The 23,335-nt window shown below is 45.9% G+C and carries 18 protein-coding genes and 1 riboswitch; of the genes, 11 read left to right on the top strand and 7 right to left on the bottom strand.

Features of this window, described 5'->3' with window-relative positions; translation table 11 throughout:
• Window positions 1-130: 130 nt before the first annotated feature.
• A complete protein-coding gene (locus BM358_RS17235; protein WP_028541534.1) occupies window positions 131-1,033 on the top strand; it encodes a PhzF family isomerase in 903 nt (300 codons plus the stop codon).
• Window positions 1,034-1,194: 161 nt separating this feature from the next.
• Here the strand turns inward: BM358_RS17235 and BM358_RS17230 are convergent, their stop codons facing one another.
• Window positions 1,195-2,538 carry a 6-phospho-beta-glucosidase gene (locus tag BM358_RS17230; protein WP_028541535.1) on the bottom strand — a complete coding sequence of 448 codons (1,344 nt, stop codon included), beginning with the start codon at window positions 2,536-2,538 and terminating at the stop codon, window positions 1,195-1,197.
• 186 nt (window positions 2,539-2,724) lie between these two features.
• On the opposite strand from BM358_RS17230, the gene BM358_RS17225 reads away from it, so the two are divergent.
• The 3 genes from BM358_RS17225 (at window position 2,725) to BM358_RS17215 (ending at window position 5,836) form a co-directional block, all read left to right on the top strand.
• Window positions 2,725-3,699, top strand: a complete 975-nt coding sequence (locus tag BM358_RS17225) for a LacI family DNA-binding transcriptional regulator (protein ID WP_028541536.1) — start codon at window positions 2,725-2,727, stop codon at window positions 3,697-3,699.
• Window positions 3,700-3,857: 158 nt separating this feature from the next.
• On the top strand, window positions 3,858-5,276 hold the full coding sequence (locus BM358_RS17220) for a helix-turn-helix domain-containing protein (RefSeq protein WP_028541537.1): 1,419 nt from the start codon (window positions 3,858-3,860) through the stop codon (window positions 5,274-5,276).
• 392 nt (window positions 5,277-5,668) lie between these two features.
• Window positions 5,669-5,836 carry an aspartyl-phosphate phosphatase Spo0E family protein gene (locus tag BM358_RS17215; protein ID WP_071558335.1) on the top strand — a complete coding sequence of 56 codons (168 nt, stop codon included), beginning with the start codon at window positions 5,669-5,671 and terminating at the stop codon, window positions 5,834-5,836.
• On the opposite strand, the gene thiE is transcribed toward BM358_RS17215, so the two are convergent.
• The 5 genes from thiE to BM358_RS17190 all read right to left on the bottom strand — a co-directional run bounded on the left by thiE (window position 5,781) and on the right by BM358_RS17190 (window position 10,977).
• Window positions 5,781-6,494: a thiamine phosphate synthase gene (thiE, locus tag BM358_RS17210; RefSeq protein ID WP_028541538.1), complete on the bottom strand. Its 714-nt coding sequence runs from the start codon at window positions 6,492-6,494 to the stop codon at window positions 5,781-5,783. The genes BM358_RS17215 and thiE overlap by 56 nt on opposite strands.
• Window positions 6,491-7,321 (bottom strand): bifunctional hydroxymethylpyrimidine kinase/phosphomethylpyrimidine kinase, encoded by an 831-nt coding sequence (thiD, locus tag BM358_RS17205; protein ID WP_028541539.1) that lies wholly within the window; start codon window positions 7,319-7,321, stop codon window positions 6,491-6,493. Before thiD ends, thiE begins: the two co-directional genes overlap by 4 nt.
• A complete protein-coding gene (gene thiM / locus BM358_RS17200; RefSeq protein ID WP_028541540.1) occupies window positions 7,318-8,160 on the bottom strand; it encodes a hydroxyethylthiazole kinase in 843 nt (280 codons plus the stop codon). The genes thiD and thiM overlap by 4 nt, the downstream gene beginning before the upstream one ends.
• Window positions 8,161-8,234: 74 nt before the next feature.
• Complete coding sequence (tenA, locus tag BM358_RS17195; protein ID WP_028541541.1) at window positions 8,235-8,924, bottom strand: thiaminase II; 690 nt, start codon at window positions 8,922-8,924, stop codon at window positions 8,235-8,237.
• A gap of 136 nt (window positions 8,925-9,060) precedes the next feature.
• Window positions 9,061-9,163: riboswitch (TPP riboswitch) on the bottom strand.
• A gap of 92 nt (window positions 9,164-9,255) precedes the next feature.
• On the bottom strand, window positions 9,256-10,977 hold the full coding sequence (locus tag BM358_RS17190; protein WP_023990014.1) for an NAD-dependent malic enzyme: 1,722 nt from the start codon (window positions 10,975-10,977) through the stop codon (window positions 9,256-9,258).
• 505 nt (window positions 10,978-11,482) lie between these two features.
• Here BM358_RS17190 and BM358_RS17185 point away from each other — a divergent pair.
• Genes BM358_RS17185 through BM358_RS17170 form a run of 4 tightly spaced genes read left to right on the top strand, consistent with a single transcriptional unit; the run spans window position 11,483 to window position 15,955 of the window.
• Window positions 11,483-12,604: a glycosyltransferase gene (locus tag BM358_RS17185; protein ID WP_028541542.1), complete on the top strand. Its 1,122-nt coding sequence runs from the start codon at window positions 11,483-11,485 to the stop codon at window positions 12,602-12,604.
• 4 nt (window positions 12,605-12,608) lie between these two features.
• The gene (locus tag BM358_RS17180) at window positions 12,609-13,874 is read left to right on the top strand and encodes a polysaccharide biosynthesis protein (protein WP_028541543.1); all 1,266 of its coding nucleotides are present in this window, start codon (window positions 12,609-12,611) and stop codon (window positions 13,872-13,874) included.
• The gene (locus tag BM358_RS17175) at window positions 13,858-15,084 is read left to right on the top strand and encodes a glycosyltransferase family 4 protein (RefSeq protein WP_028541544.1); all 1,227 of its coding nucleotides are present in this window, start codon (window positions 13,858-13,860) and stop codon (window positions 15,082-15,084) included. Before BM358_RS17180 ends, BM358_RS17175 begins: the two co-directional genes overlap by 17 nt.
• The gene (locus BM358_RS17170) at window positions 15,044-15,955 is read left to right on the top strand and encodes a glycosyltransferase family 2 protein (RefSeq protein WP_028541545.1); all 912 of its coding nucleotides are present in this window, start codon (window positions 15,044-15,046) and stop codon (window positions 15,953-15,955) included. The genes BM358_RS17175 and BM358_RS17170 overlap by 41 nt, the downstream gene beginning before the upstream one ends.
• Here BM358_RS17170 and BM358_RS17165 read toward each other — a convergent pair.
• Window positions 15,923-16,627, bottom strand: a complete 705-nt coding sequence (locus tag BM358_RS17165) for a response regulator (protein ID WP_023990009.1) — start codon at window positions 16,625-16,627, stop codon at window positions 15,923-15,925. The two genes, BM358_RS17170 and BM358_RS17165, sit on opposite strands and share 33 nt — an antisense overlap.
• A gap of 45 nt (window positions 16,628-16,672) precedes the next feature.
• Between BM358_RS17165 and BM358_RS17160 the strand changes: the two genes are divergently transcribed.
• Genes BM358_RS17160 through BM358_RS17150 form a run of 3 tightly spaced genes read left to right on the top strand, consistent with a single transcriptional unit; the run spans window position 16,673 to window position 23,333 of the window.
• On the top strand, window positions 16,673-17,122 hold the full coding sequence (locus BM358_RS17160; RefSeq protein WP_028541546.1) for a hypothetical protein: 450 nt from the start codon (window positions 16,673-16,675) through the stop codon (window positions 17,120-17,122).
• The gene (locus BM358_RS17155; RefSeq protein ID WP_028541547.1) at window positions 17,119-18,855 is read left to right on the top strand and encodes an ATP-binding protein; all 1,737 of its coding nucleotides are present in this window, start codon (window positions 17,119-17,121) and stop codon (window positions 18,853-18,855) included. The genes BM358_RS17160 and BM358_RS17155 overlap by 4 nt, the downstream gene beginning before the upstream one ends.
• A 47-nt stretch (window positions 18,856-18,902) precedes the next feature.
• Entirely contained in the window at window positions 18,903-23,333 is a 4,431-nt protein-coding gene (locus BM358_RS17150) for a polysaccharide biosynthesis protein (protein WP_028541548.1), read from the top strand.
• The last annotated feature ends 2 nt before the right edge of the window (window positions 23,334-23,335 follow it).

The raw sequence follows: 23,335 nt of genomic DNA, 5'->3' as shown, positions 1-23,335 counted from the left end.
CTATAATAAGGATCAGTTCGTTTTCATTAAAGTGCCATATTATATCTTGTAATTTAAGTGAAACTGCCTAAAAAGTATGTTAATATCAGATTTAACAGACAGACAAACTAGTATTTATAGAGGCGAAATTATGAAAAAATATAGAATATATCAAGTAGACTCATTTACAAAAAATAGATTCCATGGCAACCCTGCTGGGGTTGTTCCAAATGCAAATGGACTTACAGATGAGCAGATGCAGAGAATTGCAAGAGAATTAAATAATTCGGAAACTGCATTTATTTTTGAAACAAATTCTTCAAATTATGATGTTGGAGTAAGATTTTTCACTCCAACAACAGAGGTTCCAATTTGTGGTCATGCAACAGTAGCAGCACATTATGTTTATGCAATTGAGAGAAAAGCTGAAACTGGAAGAATTATTCAAAAGACAAAAGCAGGTATATTGCCTGTTGATGTTATAAAGTATGAAGATGACTATTCTATTGTAATGACACAGGGAGAACCTTCTGTATCAGAGCCTTTAAATGATGAAATAAGAAGTCAGATTGCAAATGCGTTAGGTATTTCTTGTAAAGATATTTGCATGGAATATCCAGTTGCAATATCTTCAACAGGTCATTCTAAGGTAATGGTTCCGATTTACTCCAATGAAATACTACATAGTTTGAAACCTGATTTGCAGAAGCTTACAGAAATTAGCAAGCATATTGGATGTAATGGATATTATGTTTTTACATTAAATCCACAAGAGGATATATTGGTTCACGGAAGAATGTTTGCTCCTGCAATTGGAATAGCTGAAGACCCGGTGACAGGAAATGCAAACGGACCGCTTGGAGCCTATTTGGTACACTATAACATTTTGCAAAATGAGAATGAGCAGTCTTTTGATTTTGATATTTTACAAGGTGAGGCAATCAAAAGAGAGGGAACAATGCATGTTCATGTGAAAAAGGAACAGGGAAAACCCGTATTAGTTCAAATTACGGGGAAAGCGGTTATTGCTTTTTCAACGGAGATGATACTTTAAAAAAGTCTAACAAAATTATCAATAAGCTTAATGACGGATTGTCAAGCCAAGTACAAACCAATAACACCAATGTCCCAGCAAGTACTCCTGGGACGTATAGCAAAAAGCTTCCTACATGTAGGAAGCTTTTTTGTGTTCCAGCAGGATGATTGCTGCTAGCTTTATACCGTCGCCTTCTCCTTATGAGCAAAGAATTGAGGTAGATGCTCTTTGTGTGCTTCTAGCAATTCATCCAGTACGGTTTGAGCAATGTCCCCGCTTGGTACGAGCGGATTCAGGGTGAAGGCTTGCAGTGCTGTTGCATAGTCACCGGTGACCGCCGCTTCAATCGTCAGCTCTTCCATTGCCTTCATCACTTGCAGCAAGCCCCGCTGTGCAGGTGGGAATTTGCCAAAGTTGACAGGTTCGGCGCCATGGGCGCGAATGACACTGGTCACTTCGATGGCGCTATCATAAGGAACATCATCAATCGCACCATTGTTACGTGTACTAACCACCATCAATGTGCCTTTGTTGTTATAAATGGAATTAATGATCTCACAGGCTGCATCGCTGTAATGCGCACCGCCGCGTTTGGATAGTTCCTCTGGTTTGTAATCCAGATTCGGATCTTTATACAATTCAAACAGACTATCTTCCAGACGTTTGACGACTTGGCCCCGAGTTCCTTCGTTTTTGGCTTCCTCTAATTCTTCCTTGAGCATGTTATCCGTCATATAGTAATACCGATGGTAAGGACAAGGCAACATTTTCAATTGACGAACTTGATCATACAGGAAGCGCATGTTTCTAATATTTTCAACGACCTTCTCCGGTTTTGCGCCAGGAGCGTACAGTCCTTCAATGACTTGCTCTGTTAATTCGGCCCCTGTTTTGTCATAAACTTTGTGCCAATGAAGGTGGTTAATCCCTGCAAATTTAAAGAACAGCTCTTCTTCCGGTTTGTCCAGCACAGCTGATGCACTCTTGATCGCGCCGATTGGAACATTACATAATCCGATGACTTTATCCCACTGACCATAACGAAGCACAGCTTCGGTGACCATACCCGCAGGGTTGGTAAAATTAATCAACCATGCATTCGGACACAGTTCTTTCATATCTTCGACGATACTGAGGATAACGGGTATGGTGCGAAACGCTTTGAACATTCCTCCGGCACCATTGGTCTCCTGACCGATCATGCCATGTTTTAACGGGATACTTTCATCCTTAATCCGGGCTTCCAGCAAGCCTACCCGAAATTGGGTCGTTACAAAATCGGCGTCCTTCAACGCTTCCCGACGATCCAGTGTCAAATGTACCTCACAATCAATACCTGCGGCCTTCACCATCCGTTTGGCCATGGCACCTACAATCTCCAGTTTTTCACGTCCTGCCTCAATATCTACCAGCCACAATTCCCGAATGGGAAGCTCTGCATAACGTTTGATGAAGCCTTCTACTAATTCTGGTGTATAACTGGAACCTCCGCCAATGGTTGCAATCTTTATGCCTTTTTTCATGGTTAGTGCCTCCTAAGTATGTTTTTTTAACCGCTTTCTTAAGCACAAATTCACTGTAATCCCTGTAATGCATTACAGGTCAAGCGCTTTTAAAAAACTTATTTTGGGAAGGTGACAATTATAGGGCGGGCACTACGAACATGCTAAACACGAACATGCTAAAATAGAAAGAACGAGGTGAGAAAAATGGCGAATATTCATGAAATTGCAAAGCTGGCGGGCGTATCCTCGGCTACGGTGTCCCGTGTCATTAACAACCATCCGTATGTAAGTGAACCGACAAGACAGCGTGTGCAGGAGGTCATAGACCGACTGGATTATGTTCCTAATCTAAATGCGGTATCTTTAAAAAAAGGCATGACCAAGCTCATAGGGATTATTTCACTTTCTTTTAATGATTCATTGGGTTTATTTGTGCGTGGATTTACAATGTATGCCCAGGAGCATGGCTTTAATATAGCACTGTTTATTACGAATGGGGAGAAGGGGCGAGAACTTGAAGCGCTGGAAATGTTGCGGAGAAAGCAACTGGACGCCTTGGTCTGTATGATTCGTGTTAATGAGTGGAGTGTGATTGAGCACTATACAAAATATGGTCCGATTGTGACCTGGCAGCGTGTAAACATTGAGGCAATCCCGTCTGTATTTATGGATCAGTATCAGGGCTATACGATGGCGTTGGAACATTTGTACGCCCGAGGATATCGGAAAATTGTGAATGTGTACGGCAACATGCGGGGGTTGAACACAAAAGAACGCATTCGAGCTTATCATGACTTTTGCGAAAAATATGATTTGGATGCTGAGGCCTTCCCGCATTTTTATGATTTAAATTCAATAGAAGCTGGTGAACAAATAGCTCATTGGTGGGCAGAACGAGAACAAACAGATAGACCGGATGCCTTTGCCTGTTCTACTGATTATTTGGCAGCAGGTCTTTTGACTGAAGCACGGAGACTCGGTGTTTCTGTACCAAGGGATTTTGCAGTAGTAGGCTTTGATAACACCGAAATATCGCATTTGCTTGATTTAACAACGATTCATTACCCGATAGACAAACAAGCGGAGAATGCGTTCATTATGATTTGCAATGCCCTTGAAGGGCTGGATGAAACGATACATCATCTGGAATTCAAATTAGTAGAACGAGCGACCACCTAATTCCAAAAGGGACTTCATGTTAGTGGTTATTAATTACCATATTCAAGTTTATATAGTAGGGATAATGGAAGAAAAATGTTGACACATGTTAATAATTGGTGAATAATTTGAGGTGAAAGTATAAAATTTGGATTTTTTGTATGAAGGGTGGTTATGACTTGGGACATACACCTACGATTTTGGCGAAGTTAGAGGATTATTTAGGGGAAAATAATTTGACGCTGGCACAATTTGCCGAACATTCAGGTGTTCATCAAAGAACACTTAATAATTGGATTGCCAAGCATCGTCCTGTTGCGATACATCAGCTAGATCGAATCACTTGGGCTATGGGACTACCAGAGGGTTTTTTTTACGAACTATACATAGATAACTACATCATTGAGCGCTCCCCGGATTGGAGGCGAATTGAGCCGTTGTTGTTTCGCTGTGCGGAACTGGACAAGTTGGATGCTATCCAGCTTGTAGTGGGACATATTATGGACAATCTTCTATATTCCCCAAAGTTATTTGATGCAGCAGAAAAATTATTCGCACAAGGTCAGCACAATGCTGCATTGTTGCTCTACGAAGGGATTGCGGAAGGCGAGAAGTACCAGCATTCTGAACGTTTGGCTATCTGTCAGTATCGTCTGTTTACCATTCAGGTGGGTAACAATCAGATCCGAAATCTCAAGGCGGCTACACGATTTGAACCCTTTGTCGAACGTCTGAATGAAATAGATCAACTCGATGCGTTAAAAGATTTGGCGAATGTGTATCGTTCTCTGCGTGAATGGGACAAGCTCGATGCAACTGCTCGAAAAATGAGAGCCAAAGCGGAGATCCAATATTCTTTGAAACATCAACAGAAAAAGCGAGAGTGGGAGGAGTCTGAAAAGAGGCTGAGTCGCCCGATGTTTGTGTACATTACCTATGCTGATTTACTGTGTGCGAGTGTCTGTGAAGCCCAAGGCGATTATCAGCAAGCATTACAATTTACAAATGCCTACGCAGATTTAGATTGGGTGATCGAGACAGACCAGAAAACTCAACACTGGGTCAACTTGTTCAAGCATTGGGCAGAAGGTAATACTTATGTAAATAAACTCCTATCTGGAGATACGAATGTGCTTCCTCATTATGTTGAATATATTGCATCCACATCAATCACTACCGAGAATGAAAAGCTATCCAAGTTGCTGAACGTTATGATAGCTGCTAACCGATATGCAATAGATATTAATGATGTCCTTTCACGTTTTGAAGTGGAGATTAATTCTTTTGCTCTGCTATCACAATCTACTGATATGTACACCCAACAAGTGATGCCGGATTATTTTGCATGGTTTGGTTACGAACTGGCTTATTACTATTTAAGGCGGGGAATGTACAATGATGGCTTTAAACACTTAATATATGCACTGGTAAAAGCCCACCTACTAAACAATGAGACTTATTTTATAAACTGTACAGGGCTTTTTGCACATTTCCAAGCACATGCGCTTCCCGAAACAAGGGAAGAGTATTTCAAACTATTAGAAAAGGTGTGGTTAGACAATGTTGAAAAAAATGATTCTGCTGGTTATCGCAGCTAGCTTCTTGTTTATTTTAGCAATGCCTGTTCAGTCGCATAACCAAAATCAAAGAATAACGCCTCACGTACAAATTGGAGGTGCTTAAACGGCTAGAAACAAAGACAATTCTCACCGACTAGTTCAAGTTTGGGGAGTTCAGCGACTATTAGAGATCAAACCAAATAAGGTTAATCTCTAGGTCAGAATTGGCATGTATGCTCTATATTCATTGGATTTCTTTATGAAAAGGGCCTCTGTTCCACTTAATTAGTGGAAACGGAGGCTCTTTTAACGTGGATTTAGGGGCATCTTTGTTTATGCAAACTTTTGGGATGTTCTTTTTTTGTTAGGCGCATCATTCAAAAATCCAAAAAACGTCTTTTTGTCATAAAATATGACATATAGGAGGGATCATGCTGATGAACCAAGGTGTGACTTTACTTTGTGTCGAACGAGCTAGGAAGAAACTGTACCAGGTCCAGAAAAAGTATGGATTTTTAACACATCCTAAAGTAATAGAACAATCTAAAAAGCTGGATGATCTGTTGAATCATTATCAAACATGTAGATCGGATCATTGAGAAATGATACCATATTTTTCTTTAATTCCTTGACCGCACCTCTAACCTGCTCTGTCTGTGTCACGGCTGAAATCACCGCCACACCATCTGCACCTGCACGTGCGACTTCCTCAACACGGTCCACTGTAATACCTCCGATCCCAACAATCGGCACATCAATTCCCGCTTTACGCATCTCATATAAAATTGCCGGTCCCTGTACGGCATGGGCATCATCTTTCGAGATGGTGGGATAGATGGGTCCGACGCCGAGATAATCAGCACCTTGCAGGATGGCTCGACGTGCTTCCTCAATGGTATGGGCAGAGACGCCTAGAATTCGATTTCCGATTCGCTCGCGGACAGATTCGGCGGATTCATCGTCCTGACCGATGTGAACACCGTCGGCGTCGAGTTCAAGAGCCAGCTCCACATCGTCATTGATGATGAAGGGGACACCAGCGTGACGGCACAGTTCCTGTAGCTGGCGCGCAAGTTCGAACATAGGAACGCCCGTTAACGCGCCAAGACCCTTTTCCCGGAACTGGACCATGGTTGCGCCGCCAGCCAGAGCCTCTTGCACGACCCAGCCTGGTTCCGCGAAGCAATTCACGCTTCCAAGCACCAGGTACATCTGTAGCTGGCGGCGCACCACCTCTGACAACATTCTACCGCTCATAGCAGCACCTCCTGACGACGTCGGAAGGCCCAATGATTGGTGGGTCCATGTCCTTGTCCAAGCTGCAAAGGTTCCTCAATCGCTGCCTGGATGAAGGCTTTGCCATTCGAGATAGCCTCCGGTACAGACATCCCTTTCCCTAATTCCGCGGTAATCGCTGCTGAGAAGGTGCATCCTGTTCCGTGTGTATGAACAGTCCGTACTCGCTTGCCGCTCAGCTCTGTAAAGGCGGTTCCGTCAAAGAGTAGGTCCACAATCTGTTCGCTGCTCTCGCTCTCGTCAGCGTGGCCACCCTTGATCACAACGAATTTTGATCCCATACTGCTAATATGTCTCGCAGCCTCGCGGCGATCCTCCATCGTATGGATACTGATCCCTGTCAGGGCTTCCGCCTCCGGGATATTCGGTGTAACGATCAGGGCCAAGGGAAGCAGGTCGTCCTTCAGAGCCTGCATCGCTTCTGGCTGCAGCAGCTTTGCGCCTCCCTTGGCAATCATCACGGGATCGACGACAACCTTTTTCCAGCCGAACTTTCGAATCTGCTTGCTCACAAGACGGATGATGCCCGCATTAAACAGCATGCCAGTCTTCAGGGCATCCACTCCAAGGTCTAATCCTACAGCTTCGATCTGTTCCGCTGTTGCTTCCTGTGGCAGCGGATATACGCCGTGGACCCCTAAAGTATTCTGTACGGTAATGGCCGTAATAGCCGACATGCCGTAAACGCCAAGCTCCTGAAAGGTTTTGAGATCGGCTTGAATCCCGGCCCCGCCGCCACTGTCCGAACCGGCAATCGTCAGTGCTCTGGGTACACGAACGTCTGTCATCGCGCACCACCTGCTGTGGTTGTTCCGGCTTCACGGACAGTGACATGCCCCTCTAGCGAACCTGTATGTAGTTTGGCGAGCTCGTCGAGAAAGGCAATCTGGAAGCTGCCGGGCCCCAGCTCTGCGGTACGTGCTGCGGCTTGGGAAGCTGCTGCACCGTAAAATGCCAAGCCTGCTGTACCTGCGAGCAGCAGGTTGGGTTCAACAGCTGCAAAGGCACCTAACACAGAGGTCAGCAGGCAGCCTGCTCCGGTTACCTTCGTGAGCAGCGCGTCTCCAGCGCTTATCATTCGTGCTTCGGCCCCATCGGTGATGACGTCCTCTTTTCCAGTAATGACAACCATTGTATTGAGCGTTTGAGCAGCCCGAATTGCCAGATCGACATTTCCGCTGTCAGCACTGTCACCAGCATCTACGCCTTTAATCTCACGCGCTTCTCCAACAAGATGCGCGACTTCGGCTGCATTGCCCCGCACCAATGAGATTTTGACTTCTCTCAGGATTCGCAGTGCCGATTCGGTTCTAAAGCTCGTTGCTCCCGCACCGACCGGATCTAGCAGGACCGGAACACCGTGTGCATTCGCCGATTGTCCAGCAATGATCATGGCATCCACCAGTTCGCGGTTCAGCGTACCGATGTTTAACACGACGGCTCCCGCTATTTTTGCCATGTCTGCTACTTCCTCGGGTGCATAGGCCATCACCGGGGAGGCGCCCAATGCATACAGGCCGTTGGCCGTAAAGTTAGTGACTACCACATTGGTCATATTGTGAACGAGAGGTTTGCTGTTTTGTACCTTCGTCAGGAGATCCGAATAACTTTTTTCCCATGTACTCATAATGATTATCCTCTCTATAGTTGGTGGTTCAACAGGGCATTAACCGTACTTCACGCATCGAATCGCCAGGCTGACTATTCCAAGACCGCTGCCTGCATCTGGACCGGCCATTCTTCCTGGTTATAAGCCATGTCCCAGAACTTATATTCCAGCTGGCAGCTCAGTATAAAATGCTCAATCATCCGCTCTCGCTCAGCAGCCGTTGCGCCTTCCGCCCAAGCATCTACACGTTCTCGGAACTTGAGTGTTGTATCATCAAGCTGGTCTCCATAGAAGCCCATCCATTCATAGAACGGATGAGACTCATCCGGCTTTACTTCATCCAGCAGCCTGCGACCAATCTCGGCATACGTCCACATACATGGCAGCAGCACAGCCAAGATCTCGCCCAAGCTGCCCTCATGTGCGATCGTCAGCATGTGACGGATATAGTGATGGGCCGACGGAGCGAGTGGATATCCCTGCAACTCTTCATAGGTCACCCCTGCGACAGCACAGAAATTTTGATGCGGATGAACCTCGCTGTGGAGAATAAAAGAGATTTGTTCATTAAATACAGCCATGTCCTCCCGATTCGTGCATTTGGAGATTGCGATGCCGTATATCCGCATGTAGGCGTTCAAATATTCAAAGTCCTGTTTTACATAGTGAATCAGCTGTCCCCTTGTCAAACTTCCTTCAGCAATACCTCTCACAAAGGGATGCTCAAAAATCGCTTGAAAAATGCCGTCCGCCTGCCGACGGAGTTCTTGTGTAAAACTCAATTTCCCCACCTCCATTAAATTGAAGAGCAAGAAGTCCTGTAAGAATATAATTCCGGAACAACGCTAAAAAGCCGCCCCGGAAAAATGGAGCGGCTTCAACAATAGGCCCAATACGCAAAAAACGCTTGAAACCTTATATACGAAGGCCCCACTTTCCTACGCTAGTACGAACTAGATCAGGTTCAAAGGGTCCAAGATACGCTCTTGTCTCAGCCATAGTGGCTCCCCTAGTGGACTTCTATTCTTTTGACTATTACTGTACATTCGTTCATATGCTATGTCAAACATAGTGTACAAAATATTAAATTTCCTCTAGTTAGGTGTTTTGGGCTTAGTGAGGGTGATGAATTACACTTTCCACTGCTTTGACCTTGGCATATTTCGGTTTCCACATTGCATCTTGTATAGCTTGTTCCACATCTGAAATGTGCGCCTGCGCTACCTGATCCTGAATCGCGGCTTTTGCAACCGCAATCGCAACAGCGTACGAAACTTCGCGTAATTTTCGGATATGAGGGAGTAGCGCACCGCCAGGCGTATTCGAATCTACACCATTGGCAACAGCAACTGCTGCCGCTGTAAACATCGCAGGGGTAATCCTTTTGGCTTTAACCACAATCGCACCTAGACCCAGTCCCGGAAAAACAAAGGCATTGTTCGCCTGTCCAATCTCAAAATTTGTATCGTTATAGGTAACGGGCTCAAAAGGACTTCCGGTTGCGATCAGTGCTCTGCCATCTGTCCACCGGATCAAATCCTCGGGTACTGCTTCTGCAAGGTTTGTAGGATTGGACATGGGCATAATGATCGGGCGTTCTACATGCTTTGCCATCTCCTTGATGATCTCTTCTGAAAAGGCACCTGCTACACCGGAAGTTCCAATCAATATCGTAGGCTTCACCTGACGGATGACCTCCAGTAGCGGTATTTTGCCGTCACCCGACCGGGTCCATGAGCTGACTTCATCCTTTTTGCGCACATACGGTTTCTGATACTCCAATACGTCTTCCATATCTTCCGTTAACAGCCCGCGATAATCAAAGGCCCAAAAGGACTTGAATGAATCATCTACGGAAAGGCCATCCTCGATCATAGCGCCCCGAATTTGATCAGCGTTACCGATCCCTGCAGCCCCTGGGCCGAAAACAAGTATTTTTTGTTCACGCAGCGGAGTCTTGGTGACACCCACCGCCGAAAGAATCGCAGCCAGGGTCACTGCTCCTGTACCTTGTATATCATCGTTGAAGGTGAGTATGCTTTGACCGTATTTTCCTATAATATGGCGCGCATTAACGCTACCCACATCTTCCCAATGTAAAAGCGCCTTCGGGAATTGCGCTAACGTTTTGCTGATAAAAGTATCAATAAACTGGTTATAGGCTTCTCCGCGAACTCGTTTATGGCGGTTTCCGATGTACAGTGGATCATTCAGCAGCTTTTCATTATTCGTGCCTACATCCAGTACAATTGGCAGCACCCGCCCAGGATGAATGCCTGCCGCAGCCGTATATACTGCAAGCTTGCCAATAGCAATGTTAATCCCCCCGACGCCCCAGTCACCAATCCCCAAAATACTTTCGGAATCTGTCACGACGATCAGATCCACATCATGGCCGCTCAAACCGGAATTATGGAATGCTTGTCCAATACCATTCGGGTTATCTATCGACAAATATACGCCTCCAGGGCGGTTATACTCGTGACTATATTCTTGAATCGCGGTTCCTACGGTCGGCGTGTAGACTACGGGCAGCATTTCACTCAAATGATCGGTAAGCAGCCGGTAGTAGAGTACGACATTTCGGTTGTGAAGGTCGTTGAGAGAAGCATTTTTACGCAGCATGGTGGGTTGTGCGAGAAACTGCTGATATGCCCGTACGCTCTGTTTCTCCAATGAAAGGACGGTTGGAGGAAGGATTCCTTCCAAACCCAGCTCTTTGCGTTCTTCTTCTGTAAAAGCGACACCTTTGTTCAAAAGAGGATTTGCCAAAACATCCTTTCCCCGTAATGGAGTAGATAATGACCCATCGCGATTGACATAAAATGCTTCCATAGAAAGACCTTCCTTCTCTTCATTTACATATGGTAAGGATTTCACAAAATTCGATTTCAGTTGCTCCGAAGTGCAAGATATAGACGAACTAAACCATTTAGATCTATATCTTGTTCATTGAAAGTCGCTTATCGGATTTTTGCAAAATCCTCAAGATGACATGTTGTCCATAGTATGGACGTGCAAATCTGTTTTATTCTTCTATTTATCTATGACAAAATAACCATATATTCTTCCTTCTGTTGATCTAAAAGAACTAATTTTCGATATAGATGCGCTAACTAATTCTGATGGTTTTGGTTCTAATGAATCAGGTCTAAATACTCTATTTTTATCAAATATGAAAATCAGTTTTTCTTCTCTTATATCCTTATATATCATGGAGTGTCAGCTATTTTGTTAAGGAAATATGAAGTATTTGGACATTAATTTAACTCCTATAAGCAAACATTCTTAATTCTTTTTCAACAAAATAGAACTATTCGGAGGAAAAGGAGAGGTTTGTGTGCAGGGACCTATAGCCATTTTTAGCGATAACGACAGGGCTATTGATTATCCCAATGTGATTTGTTTTTACCAATATATACAGTGCGAGGACACGGAGGCAGCTTCAGTCTACGAGAACGCATGTTGTTGCCTGATTGATTATAGGGAGCCGGGGCAGGCGGTGCGGAAAGCCAATCAGATCCGTAGCCAATTTCCGCAAATGCCATTGTTACTGGTGACGGATGTAACAATTCCGTTCAGTGATCAGCATATGGTGCAAATCACCGGAGTAGGCCGTTTGCGCCTGCTATTTTGGCAAGCCAATGACACCGAAGAAATGCTTTCGGAAATACAAAGCTTGCTCTATCCCGAGTATTCGACCAAAAGCCAACATATTGCATTTATCTTGTCTGTATATAACGAAGAGCAACGTTTTGTTCATGTCAAAACCTTTGCTGAACGACTGCAAGCCTTTATCCGCAGCCATATTATTGAAGGTTCGATTTATCTCATTGATGATGGCAGCCACGATGGTACCAATGCCTTGATTAAAGCGCTGGAGGCAGCAACGGACTTGTCCGTAAACAGGATTAATCAGAATCTTAGCCCGCTGCTTCAAACAAGGGAATTGGGACGCAATACACGTAAGGCAGGGACGTATCTGGAAGGGATGCGGACCATAGGTGCGGATTACTACGTATTTGTGGATGCGGACGACTCCTTTTTTATTGAGGATATTGCCAGAATGATTAATGTTGTTCAGCAGGGCTATTATGATGTCGTGATCGGAACCAAGGATATGACCGCCGAGAATCGATCTTTATTGCGATCTGTTGTCAGCTTTGGTAAGCGGGTCATTTCCCGTCCTTTTTTACCAACAGGTGTGGTAGATTCGCAGACTGGGCTTAAAGTGATGAGTTCGGTTGCAGTGAAACGGATGTTTCCGCATTTAAAGGAACAGCTCGGACTGGCGCTGGATCTAGAAATGATGTTTATTGCCAAGCGACTCCAGCTTCGTGTGCTGCAATTACCCGTCAAATGTATTGACCGCGATGGCTCGCACATCCATGTCTGGAAGGATTCTATTCGTTTTTTACGCTCCATCATTGATATTTGGCGACTGGATCGGCGGGTGAGATAACAACGTGAACAACCGATTGCGATCGTTGATGTTCCCTCTCTTTAATGTGCTGCTTAACGGATTTAATTTTTTCTTCCACATTGCAGCGAGTTGGTATCTTACCGGACATGCTTATGGCCAGGCGAATGCGCTGCTGGCACTTTTTGCACTTTTATCCGTTTTGGGTTTATCCATCCAGCTATTAACCGCCAAACTGGTCTCTAAGGGAGACAAAAAGCTTGCGCTACGAAGCTTACCGCTCGGTTCTTTATTACTCAAAGCACCTCTGGTGCTAACCGTGCTTGCCATGATCATTTTACTCATCTTTCATCCGTTACTGCGTTCGCTATTAGGCGTCGAATCCGGCCCGCTGTTCATGCTGTATGGCTTGATCGGACTGCATATTCTTGTAAGTTCGTGCCGCGGAGATTTACAGGGCAGGGAACGCATGTTGGCGCTCAATGTGAACTATTACATTGAGGTATTAGGGAAGCTGAGCCTGTTTTTTGTTCTGGCTGCACTGGGGTTAAAGCTGGAAGCCCTACTGTTAGCAAGCTGTGGAGGAATGTTGCTGTCGCTGCTCCACGGCTGGATCGTTTCGGCTCGTGGCTTGTCCTTATTCACATACAGTGGAGAACATATCCCTTCTGGGTTATGGAAATCATTGGGTCAGGATTTCACCGATAGCCTTATGACGAATTTATTCATTTTGTTTTGTATCTCCATCGACATGTTGTATGTACAGCATTACTTTCCTGAGCAGGCCAGCAGCTATGCCATTGCGCTGAAGTACAGCCAGTTGGTCTATTACGTTTCGTATAGCCTAATTGCTGCTTTTATTCCAAAGATCGGTGCGCAGGGGCATGACCGCCAAGCTTTGGGCAAGTTGATTGCCGTCTATGCCGGTTTAATGGCTGTAGCTGCGATCTGTGTATATGTGGGCACGACCTTTGTGTTCCCTTCCTCTATTCCCATATTATTCGGAGCCTCTTACCAATCGGCCGAGGCCTATATTCCATGGGGAGGATGGGTGTACTGGCTATTTTCCATCGTGCTGTTTTTTGTGCATGTGCACGTATTGGTGGGCAGACGAAAATTTATGTTCAGTCTGATGGCAGGAGCCGCGGCTTTATTAGTAGCCTTTCATATTGCCCACACAGATCCGGTAGATTTTTTGCTATCTGAGTTCATAGTTTACGGGGTTATGGCTCTCTACTTTGTGATAGACGCCTATGTGCATTTGTTCAAAATAAAGATAAAGGGGGATTTACCCCATGAATACCATACATGAACAGGACGGTAAAACCGTAGTTCTATTGCTTTCCTGGCGTGACATTCGTTCACCTAAAAGCGGGGGGGCAGAAATTTTTACCCATGAAATGCTTAAACGCTCACAGCAAGGACGTTTCCAGTTCATTCATTTTTCACCCCAATTTGAGGGGATGCCTGAGCATGAAATTATTGACGGTATTACGTATATTCGAAAAGGGAACATATACAGTGTTATTTATTATGCGATGCGCTATTACCGTCGTCATCGAGGGAAGATCGACTATGTGATTAACCAGGCGAATACGCATCAATTCTTTACCCGATTTTGGGTGGAGGCATCCAAACGGATTTTTTTCATACATCAGCTAACAAGGGAAATATGGTTTGAGAACGCCAAATTCCCACTAAATGTTATTGGGTTTCATATGGAGCCCTTGATGCTTAAGCTGGCTCGTAAGGATCGGACGCTTACGGTATCTCCGTCTACTCGATATGATCTACTTAAGCTGGGCTTTCACCCGAATCGTGTCCATCTTTTACCGGAAGGCATTGAGTTTGATCATTGGCCGCGCGAACAATTTTTAACGAAGGAGCCTAATCCGACCTTCATGTATGCTGGGCGCTTCGTCAAATATAAAGGTATTGATCTGGTCGTTGAGGCCTTTGGGCAGCTCAAGGAAAAGTTCCCTCAGGCTATGTTATGGATTGCCGGAAAAACCGATAAAACCTATGTGGCAGAACAATTAGTGCCGATTATGAAACAGTATGGTTTGACATACGGAGAACCGGATGAACAGGGGCAATCGCAAGCCGATATTACCTTTTACGGATTTGTTTCAGCAGAGCATAAGCTGGAGCTGATGAGTCGTGCCCACGCGCTCGTATTTCCTTCCTTACGTGAAGGCTGGGGTTTGACGATTACCGAAGCGGCAGCCGTTGGAACCCCTAGCATTGTCAGCAATTCACCGGGTCTGGTGGATGCAACGGATTTTGGGAAGAGCGGGTACCTATGCTTTCACGGCGACATCCGAGGATTATCTGAACAAATGGAAAGAGCAGCAAAGGGCGGCGAAGATTACATGGCCATCCGTGAGCGGGCGTATCAATATGCGTTAAGATTCCATTTTGATCATACGGCTGCTGCGTTTGAGCAGTTGATGGAAGATTGGGTAGAGGAGGCGGAACAGAGTGGACAAAGTGGTCATTCTCTTCTCCACGTACAACAATGACCGGACGATAGAGCCTTGTTTGCGAAGCTGTATGGGGCAAAATTACAAGGATCTGCATATTGTAATTGCTGATGATGGCTCCAATGACCGGACCGTTGAGACGATTCGTATGCTGTCGGTAGGGAGTTCAGTACCCGTAACGGTATTGGAGCTTCCCCATGGGGAGCGGGGAGTCGCTAGGGTCAGGGCGGTTGAGGAAGCGAAACGCTTGGGTGCCGAATACATATTTGTATTGGATTCCGATATGATTTTAGCCGAACATCTGATTCAGCAGAGCATTGACTTTTTTGACGATCATCAGGATATTGGCGCCTTGGTCGTTCCGGAGGAGGCGTATTCGGAAGCAAATAATTTTTTTTCCAAAGTAAAGGTTTTTGAGCGAAATGTGATTAACAATGCGGGTGAAACCTTGGGAAAACGCTCCATTGAAGCCGCACGTTTCTGGCGAATGAGCGCTTACGAATCGACGGGTGGGTTTAATGCGGAGCAGATTGCTTTTGAAGAAATACAGCCAACCTTGCGTTATATAGAGTCTGGTGGAGTCATTCGCCGGGCGGTATTTACACGGGTATACCATGATGAAAAACAGGTGTATCTGCACGATGTATTACGTAAAAAAGCCTACTACTTTTCGGTGATGGATCGTACGATGTCATCTGAAGAGGGCGGATTGCGAAAAGCGCTGGAACGTTGGTACTTCTTCCGTCCGGTGCTGTATACATGGGGGAATTTGAAAAACTATATCCGTCACCCCTTGCTGACGATGGGGATGTTGTGGATGTATGTATGCCTGACTGTGATTGGGGTAGCCGCCGTGTTAAAGGGCGGCACCCGTCACTCAGGCGATCTCGCTAAGGCGGATAAGGCGTAACGATGAATGGCCGAGGGTCAGTGTATCCAGCGTGTATAAGTCGGGATCGGAAGATTCCGACTCCTCATACGGTATATATAATGAATGCGTGGTTAACTGAATACCTTCCCCGTCAGGATGACGTAGTGAGCAGCCGACAGGATACAGCTCAGCGAGTGCAATGTGTACAGCGGTTACGATATCTTGTTCATTCAGCAGCACATAGGGTCGGTACGGTGCATTCAAAATGCTGTCTATAAAAACTGACAGGTTGGAAGCTACGTTCTGGTCTGCATGTAGGCTGTTTCGGTTGAGTTTGGCCTGATCAAGCGCCTCATACAGTATTTTTTTTAGCGTATCATCATCCAGCTCCAGCGGTTTCGTCAAAAAACGGAACACACCGACTTGGTTAATCGCCGATAAAATGGACTGCGTATGCAGGTGACCAGACAAAATAATTCGTACGATATGTGGATAATCCTTCTTAATCATGCGAAGGAAGGTAATCCCATCCAGACCAGGCATGAGCAGATCGGAAACTACCACATCAATCGGGTGCTGTTCCAGCACTTGTAAGGCTTCTTTGGGCGTGTGAGCGGTATGTAAGGTGAATGCTTCTTGCGTCAAGGTCCGTTCAAGCAGGGACAGAACCATAGGGCTGTCGTCAACAAATAGAATGTTTTGGGGTGTCATAAGAACTGCGCAACTCCAATCAGGAAGTAAGAAATGAGGAACTACATGTATAATATCAGCGTTTTGGCATTTTTGAAAGATGTCAATACAGAACGGGCGTTGCGTCTTTTTTGTGAACGATTTGATTCGGCTGAACATGCCCTCTGGGAAAAAGGTATGCGTCTCCTTCATCAGTATCATGCTGCACGGCATACAGGAGTGACCCTGGCTGTCTCCAGCGCACTTCAGCATATGGACGATCGTCATGATATTTACGTTGTTGATCTGCGAGAATACGGTGAGGAAGAGCTGGATCGCTTATATATCGCAAAAACATGCGAGTTGATCCTACTGACGGACGGGGCAACGGAAACCGCTGCGAGGTTTGCTGCACTCCAGCGCCGTACTCCCCGGTTGCTGTGCGCACGGCTACCGCTGGTCAGCTACGAGCTGGAATGCCTGATGCAGGCTATTTTGAGCCGTCTTGAACAGAATGGGGGGGACAGGGGAGCATGAAGCAATGGGCTTTGTTGAAACCAGGTTGGCAAAAGCTGATCCTGTACCTGATCGTTCTGGGTGTGACATTGTTCTTGGCCGCTGTGCTTCAATGGTTTGTTGTGCGGCAATTCAGTGGTCACTTGGCGGAGATTCAGAACGAGCAGCTCCAGTATGAGGTACAGGAACTTTCCAGCAGCATAACCGAGCGTTATGCCGCATGGCAGACTGAACTGAAGGAGCTGTCGTCCAGTCTGGGCAGAGATATGCTGAATCAGGGAACACGCCAGTATCCTGAGGGGTTTAAGCGTGAAAGCGGCGGGGCCTTTTATGTGCTGGATGAGCAGTATCGTGTGATGGTCGGACGAGACAATCGTGAGATGAAAAGTGCGGTCCAGCAGATTAAATGGCTGCAAAATGGTTGTGCAGTAAGCTCTTTTGTGACAGAGGATCATCAGCCTGCCCAGTATATAGCATGCAGGATTCAAGGAGCGCAGATGGGCGGTTTTATGGTGCGCACGGTTGACGCTGATATGCTCAGCGGGATTATTAAAAGTAAACCAGTTAACCAGCATGAGACTTTATTTTATAACGGTCAATTTAAGGTCGTAGCTTCCCGAAGTACTCCGGATATTAACCGAACGGACATCACGGGCGTAACCCGTAGGCTGCTGGAGGGCAATACAGGTGTCATTGAAGATGACGGTGAGAAACACGGAATAGGATTCAGCCGCATTGGGGAAGAGGCCCTTTACATATCGGTTAAGGATGTCAGCGAGGATACAGCACAGCGAATCAGCTCCTTTCGCAAACAATTGTGGATGGTCATGGTTCTGATATTGTTCATTCTGTGGGCCATGCTCGTACAGTTCCGCAAAAGGATTGTAAAGGATGCCATCGTGAACAATCAGGTGCGTGACCAACGGCGCGATGAAGATATGCGACAGCAGCAGGACACCTATTATTTGCCGTTAATGCAGACGATTGAGCAGCAGCTACAAGAGCTGCAAGAGCAGACTAGCCGTCTCACAGGCGGTGATGATTTGAAGCTGCTGGGATTTTATCATGATCTAGCAAACCGTTTTGAAGCGGCTTCCAGTCAGGGAAAAGGAGCCTCTCATGAGGAACTGGAGTATTTTCGCGAGTTGAATGAAAATTTCATCCAGGGTCGTCTCAGACAGGAATCCTCACTGGGAGAGTTACTGACGGGAGTCCGTAGCTTGCGCGATGAGCTGGAAGAGAAGATGCATGATAATAGTGGAATTAGCTTTACAGATATGAATGAAGTATTGTCTGAGTCGCTGAAATGGGCGAACCGTTCATTGAACATGAAGAACATTCAAGTGATCTTGCGGCAAGAGCCTGTTCCATCGATTGCAGCACAAGCACCCATGCTGTACAAAACGATTCAGGGGCTGCTGGAAAATGCAGTTCAGGCCATGGGCCAAGGTGGAGAGCAGCCTGAGAATCAGGAAAAGGGCCGAACAGGTCTGCGGTCCAAGCGGCAATCTCAAGTGCTTAAGGTTAGTTCACGGCTGGAAGAAGGAGAAATTATTATTAACATTGAAGACACGGGCGGCGGGATTGATGATAAAATGCGTTGGAGCTATTTCCAGTCAGACTATTCCCAAAACTCCCAGGAGCATGCGTTCAGCCTGTATCATATGGATGCATACCTGAAGACCATAGGCGGTCGTTTAAAGCTGCGTAATACCGATCAGGGCTTGCAGGCAATCGTTCGTTTGAGGAGATAGCAAGATAACCGACAGATATACGAGAAGTTCAAGAGAGGGGGACAAGCATGAAAAAATGGATATTTCGCTACCGCTACGATATGGCGGCAATGATGTTGATGCTGATTGCGATTGTTGCATATCTTGCACCCATCTATGGACCAGGGCAAATTGTGTTTAGCGACATTGCTTTTGGAGCCACCTCTCATCGGTATCTGGAGGAAATAACCGGAGTATGGAACGAGCGATGGTCTACCTCGACCTTGTTCAATGCTCCACGTATCCTGTACATCTTGCCCTTCTATGGACTGTCACTCTTATTTGACGAAAGCGGCCCGGTCTTGCTCAAGTCGTTTATTACAGGCTTATTATTTGTTTCGGCATTTTCGATGTATGCCTTTGCCAAGCGACTGGTCAGCGTGTATTATTCACCAAGCTTTACGAAGACCCGTATTTTTGCCATCATGGTCGGCTCGTTGTTTTATGCGCTGAATCCGTGGGTTATTTTCCGCATTCAGCATATTTATTTGCTCTGTGGATATAGTTTGTTTCCGTTAATGCTGCGATTCTTTTTCAGTGCGGTGGACCCCAAGTTTCAAATTCAACAAATTAAAAACTATCATCCCCACAAGTTGTATCAGCGAAACTGGATCGACCTGTTCCTGTTGGCTGCGGTATTCACCGTTAGTGCTGCAGCAATTCATTATTTTTTCTTCGGCATGATTTATTTGGGATTGTTCACCATGTTGCTATTAATCAAGTTGACCTGGACCCACCGTAAGGCCGGTCGCACCTATTTGCAGCCGTTATACGGCAATTTTTTGCGTAAAGGGATCATTTTTGGCGTGTTTTTCGGTCTGCTCAGTTTTTATTGGTTGTCTCTATATGTCGGTAGCATGTTGATGGACGCTCAAGCGTCTCAGCATAATATCAACGTCGTGGATACGTTGTCTTTGTTCAGCCGTAACAGCAGCTTAGATAATGTGGGTTATTTACTGAGCTATTGGTGGCCCATGTTTTCCTTGTCCTCACTGCCTGGCATGTTTTATGTAGGAGGGGGATTTTTGTTGCTATTGATTGGGTATGCGATGGTGACACGTTCACATAAAAATCCGATCATTCTGATCTTCTCGCTACTTACGTTGCTGTTTCTGGTTGCAGCTACCGGGACGACGTTCCCATCCATTGCCAAGTGGTTTGTCATTTTGGTTACGAAAACCCCTGTGATTGGTTCGGTTTTCCGTGATCCTAACAAATTTATTGGACTGATTGCCCTTAATTTCGGGGTGTTGCTGACCTTCGGTGTTATTCAATTTATGGAATGGTTCGGATCATCCCCGTTGCAGCGTGTATATAAAAAGCTGGCAGTAGTTATCGTTGTCTTGTGCCTCGGGGTATATTTTGCTCCCTTGCGTACTCAGTTCATTGAGGGGTACTACAAGCCGGTACAAGTGCCGGAGGCTTATGGTCAAATGGCTGAAAAGCTGACTGACCCGGATCGTTTCGATAGCAAGGCATTATACTTTCCGATTGCTGATAATATGATTCAGAGCTATAACGGAGTAGCCACGCCCAAATGGAATAAAGGGAAGACCGCAAACGAAAAGGCAACCGGAGATTTTCAGGTATACTCTTCTCCTAAAAATACGATCTTTCATCATGAGGGGAATGATCCCGGCATTACATACTATATGAATTTTCTGCAGTATGTCATGGACAATGGATTAAGCTCCCGATTAGGCTGGCTGTTCTCTACCTTTGGGGTCAATCAGTTGGTCTACCATGATGAATATGTGGGGCAGGAGAAGCGGCAGGATTTCCACCTATCTCAGCTGGAAGGTCAGACCGGGCTGAAACGTACGTACCAGAACGGACTATTTTCCATATTCAATCTCGATCAGACACCGCCCTATATGAACATCCTTGCGAGTAAAATTGTAACACCTTACGGTTTTAGCCGACTGGAGAGCTACAGTCATCTGCCTGGTTTTGATTTTAGCCGCTTTGGGGTGCTGTTCAGTGCGTTAAAGCCTGAGCTAAAAACCATCCAGATGATTAACAAAGGGGATTATGTGGAAGCGGCGTCCTTTAATGACTTGTTGTTGTCACAGCTTCCAGCAGAGGATTACTTACGGCCTTTTGATGCCATTGAGGATGGTAATGCCTTTTTAAAATGGTCCAAAACCTTTGCCTCGACTAACGATTGGTTATGGTATTTATCCTCCCAAAATATACGGAACTTTCCGTTCGATATGGAAATGGATGCAGGGATTGCGGTCACCTTTGCCAGTAAGAAGCTGGATGTGGCCCCGTATCAGATGAGCAGTATCGAAGGGAAGACGGTCGTGGACTTTGATTCCATGTTGCGGACCGAAACCTTCTTCAAGCCGGATAATCCGCAGTTGTTCAGTGTGCAGGCTAATCCCCGTGAGGAATTGAATGATGTGCCAACTCTGCACGGCGAAATTATGAAGGGAGACCCGAGTAATATATGGCAGGTCGCTAGATCGGGTTTGCTGGAAGCCAAGGAAAATAATCCGTATCAGTTCCAAATTACTGTTTCCGGTCGCGGAACGAACAAAATGCATGTGAAAATGAGATTTTACGATAAGCAAATGCGTGAACTGGGGGTTAGCTATGTCGTGGCGCCTTCGGAGGGATATAATTTTGACAGTGTGAAATTTTACGGGGAATACGTGTCGCCGCCCGGTAGCTATTGGATGCGAATGGATTTGTTAACCCTACAGCGTCCACAGCAAAAAAATTACTGGTGGATTCATGATATCCAGCTGCGTGATTTGGGGCAATATAGCAAGCCTAATACGTTTACGATGCACAAAAAACTGGATCAACCTCAAACCTCGCATGTATATGCTAGAGTGTTTATGAATAAGGCAGGCGGAAAATTACAAGTCACACTGCCGGACAAAGTGGTTAGTATCAAGACTCAGGATGATGGTTTAAACCAATTTCAATGGGTGGATCTGGGAGAACATGTTTTTCCAAAAGGAGATACTCCAGTCACGGTTAATAACCTGCAAGGCTTTAATGCGATCAATCAATTTGCGATTGTCCCTGTGGATCAGCTAGATCAGCTATCTTTTCCAGTGGAGCAGGCATTGAAGCGGGGCAAGCTTTTTTTCACCTTGGAGGCAGAGAGCGATTTTAACGTACAAGGGAATGTACAGACGGAACGTGCTTTACCAAGACTTAGTATGGGGCGGGGGATCAGCTATCAGAAGGGGACGTTAAGCAGGGATGTGGAAGTCGCCAAAACGGGAACCTATGCCACAGCTATTTTGGCTAATCTCCCCGCTGGGTACCAGGGGTCATTAACGATGAAGTGGACGAATGAAGAGACGGGAAAGGTGCTGACCAGAACGATTCGTACGAAGGAGTCGTATAAGCGGCTACCCGCGACCTCTTTATCCGAAAAGCAGGTTATTGAAACGGTGCCCGATCAGGATGGTTTTTCCAAGAAAATCATACAAATTCCCGGTCTGCTGAATGACTACGGCCGAGTCGAATTTAAAAATCTGTTCCTAACCAAGGGGAAGTATCGCTTAACCCTTGTGCTGGATAGTCAGGTGCCGTCATTGAGCCGTTTTGGAGATATTCATCGAATGGCTGCGCAGGAAGTGACGGTGATGCCGGGGGAGGATACGAAGGAATCATTGAGCACGACGGATGTCGGATGTGTGGCGGATATTCGACCTGGGCAGACGAATCTGTCAATCAAGGACGAAGGACTCTCTATCCGTTACGCACCTAGCTATTCCTGTGACTGGAATATTTATGCGTCCAAGAAAATGAAGGCAGAGCCGCTGCAAGAGTATGCCGTTCAGTTGGATGCGCGATCAGAACAAATTGGAAGTCGGCATATGAAGGTCATTTTTTTGAATAAAGCGTCCCAGGTTCTCCAAACCTCCTATATTGATGAGGTGGAGGAGAGAGATAAGGAACAATGGAATCAATATGATCAAATTGTGAAGGCTCCGGCAGGAACTGCCTTGATGCAGTTTCAGATTTTGGCGCATGCGCACAAGAAGCAGTCAGGCTTATTTCAAATGAAGCAATATTCCATCATCCCTTATCAAGCCATGATTACAGTGGATCAGTTTACGTTGTTTGAGGGATCGGATATGGATACCTTTTTTATGGCTCCACATGCATCGGAGAGCATTCAGGCAACTCGTGAAAATTCCATGGAACGCAGTTTTACGCTATATAATCCAACGCATGAACAGGTGCTGATCCGGGAGACCGAATCACCCAATCCACTGTGGGAGTTCAGGCTAGGTAGCGAAAATCAGCGAGCCCGTCTGTCCGTCAATGGAGTGACTACCGGATTCATTACCAATGGTAACGGGAACGGGAAAGTCGTCGTTATTCTGGCTTCCGCCTACCGTTTCGGCTGGGTACTGTTCCTCATAGGGATACTGGGTGGAGCAGCTTGTTTTCTTCCTTATCGGCGATGGAAGAAGCGAAATCTTCCATAAAA

It is taken from the genome of Paenibacillus sp. cl130 (assembly GCF_900116035.1).
GTDB classification, from domain to species: domain Bacteria; phylum Bacillota; class Bacilli; order Paenibacillales; family Paenibacillaceae; genus Paenibacillus; species Paenibacillus polymyxa_B.
Note: the sequence above shows the minus strand (reverse complement) of the source record. Positions and strands in the feature narration are given on the sequence as shown.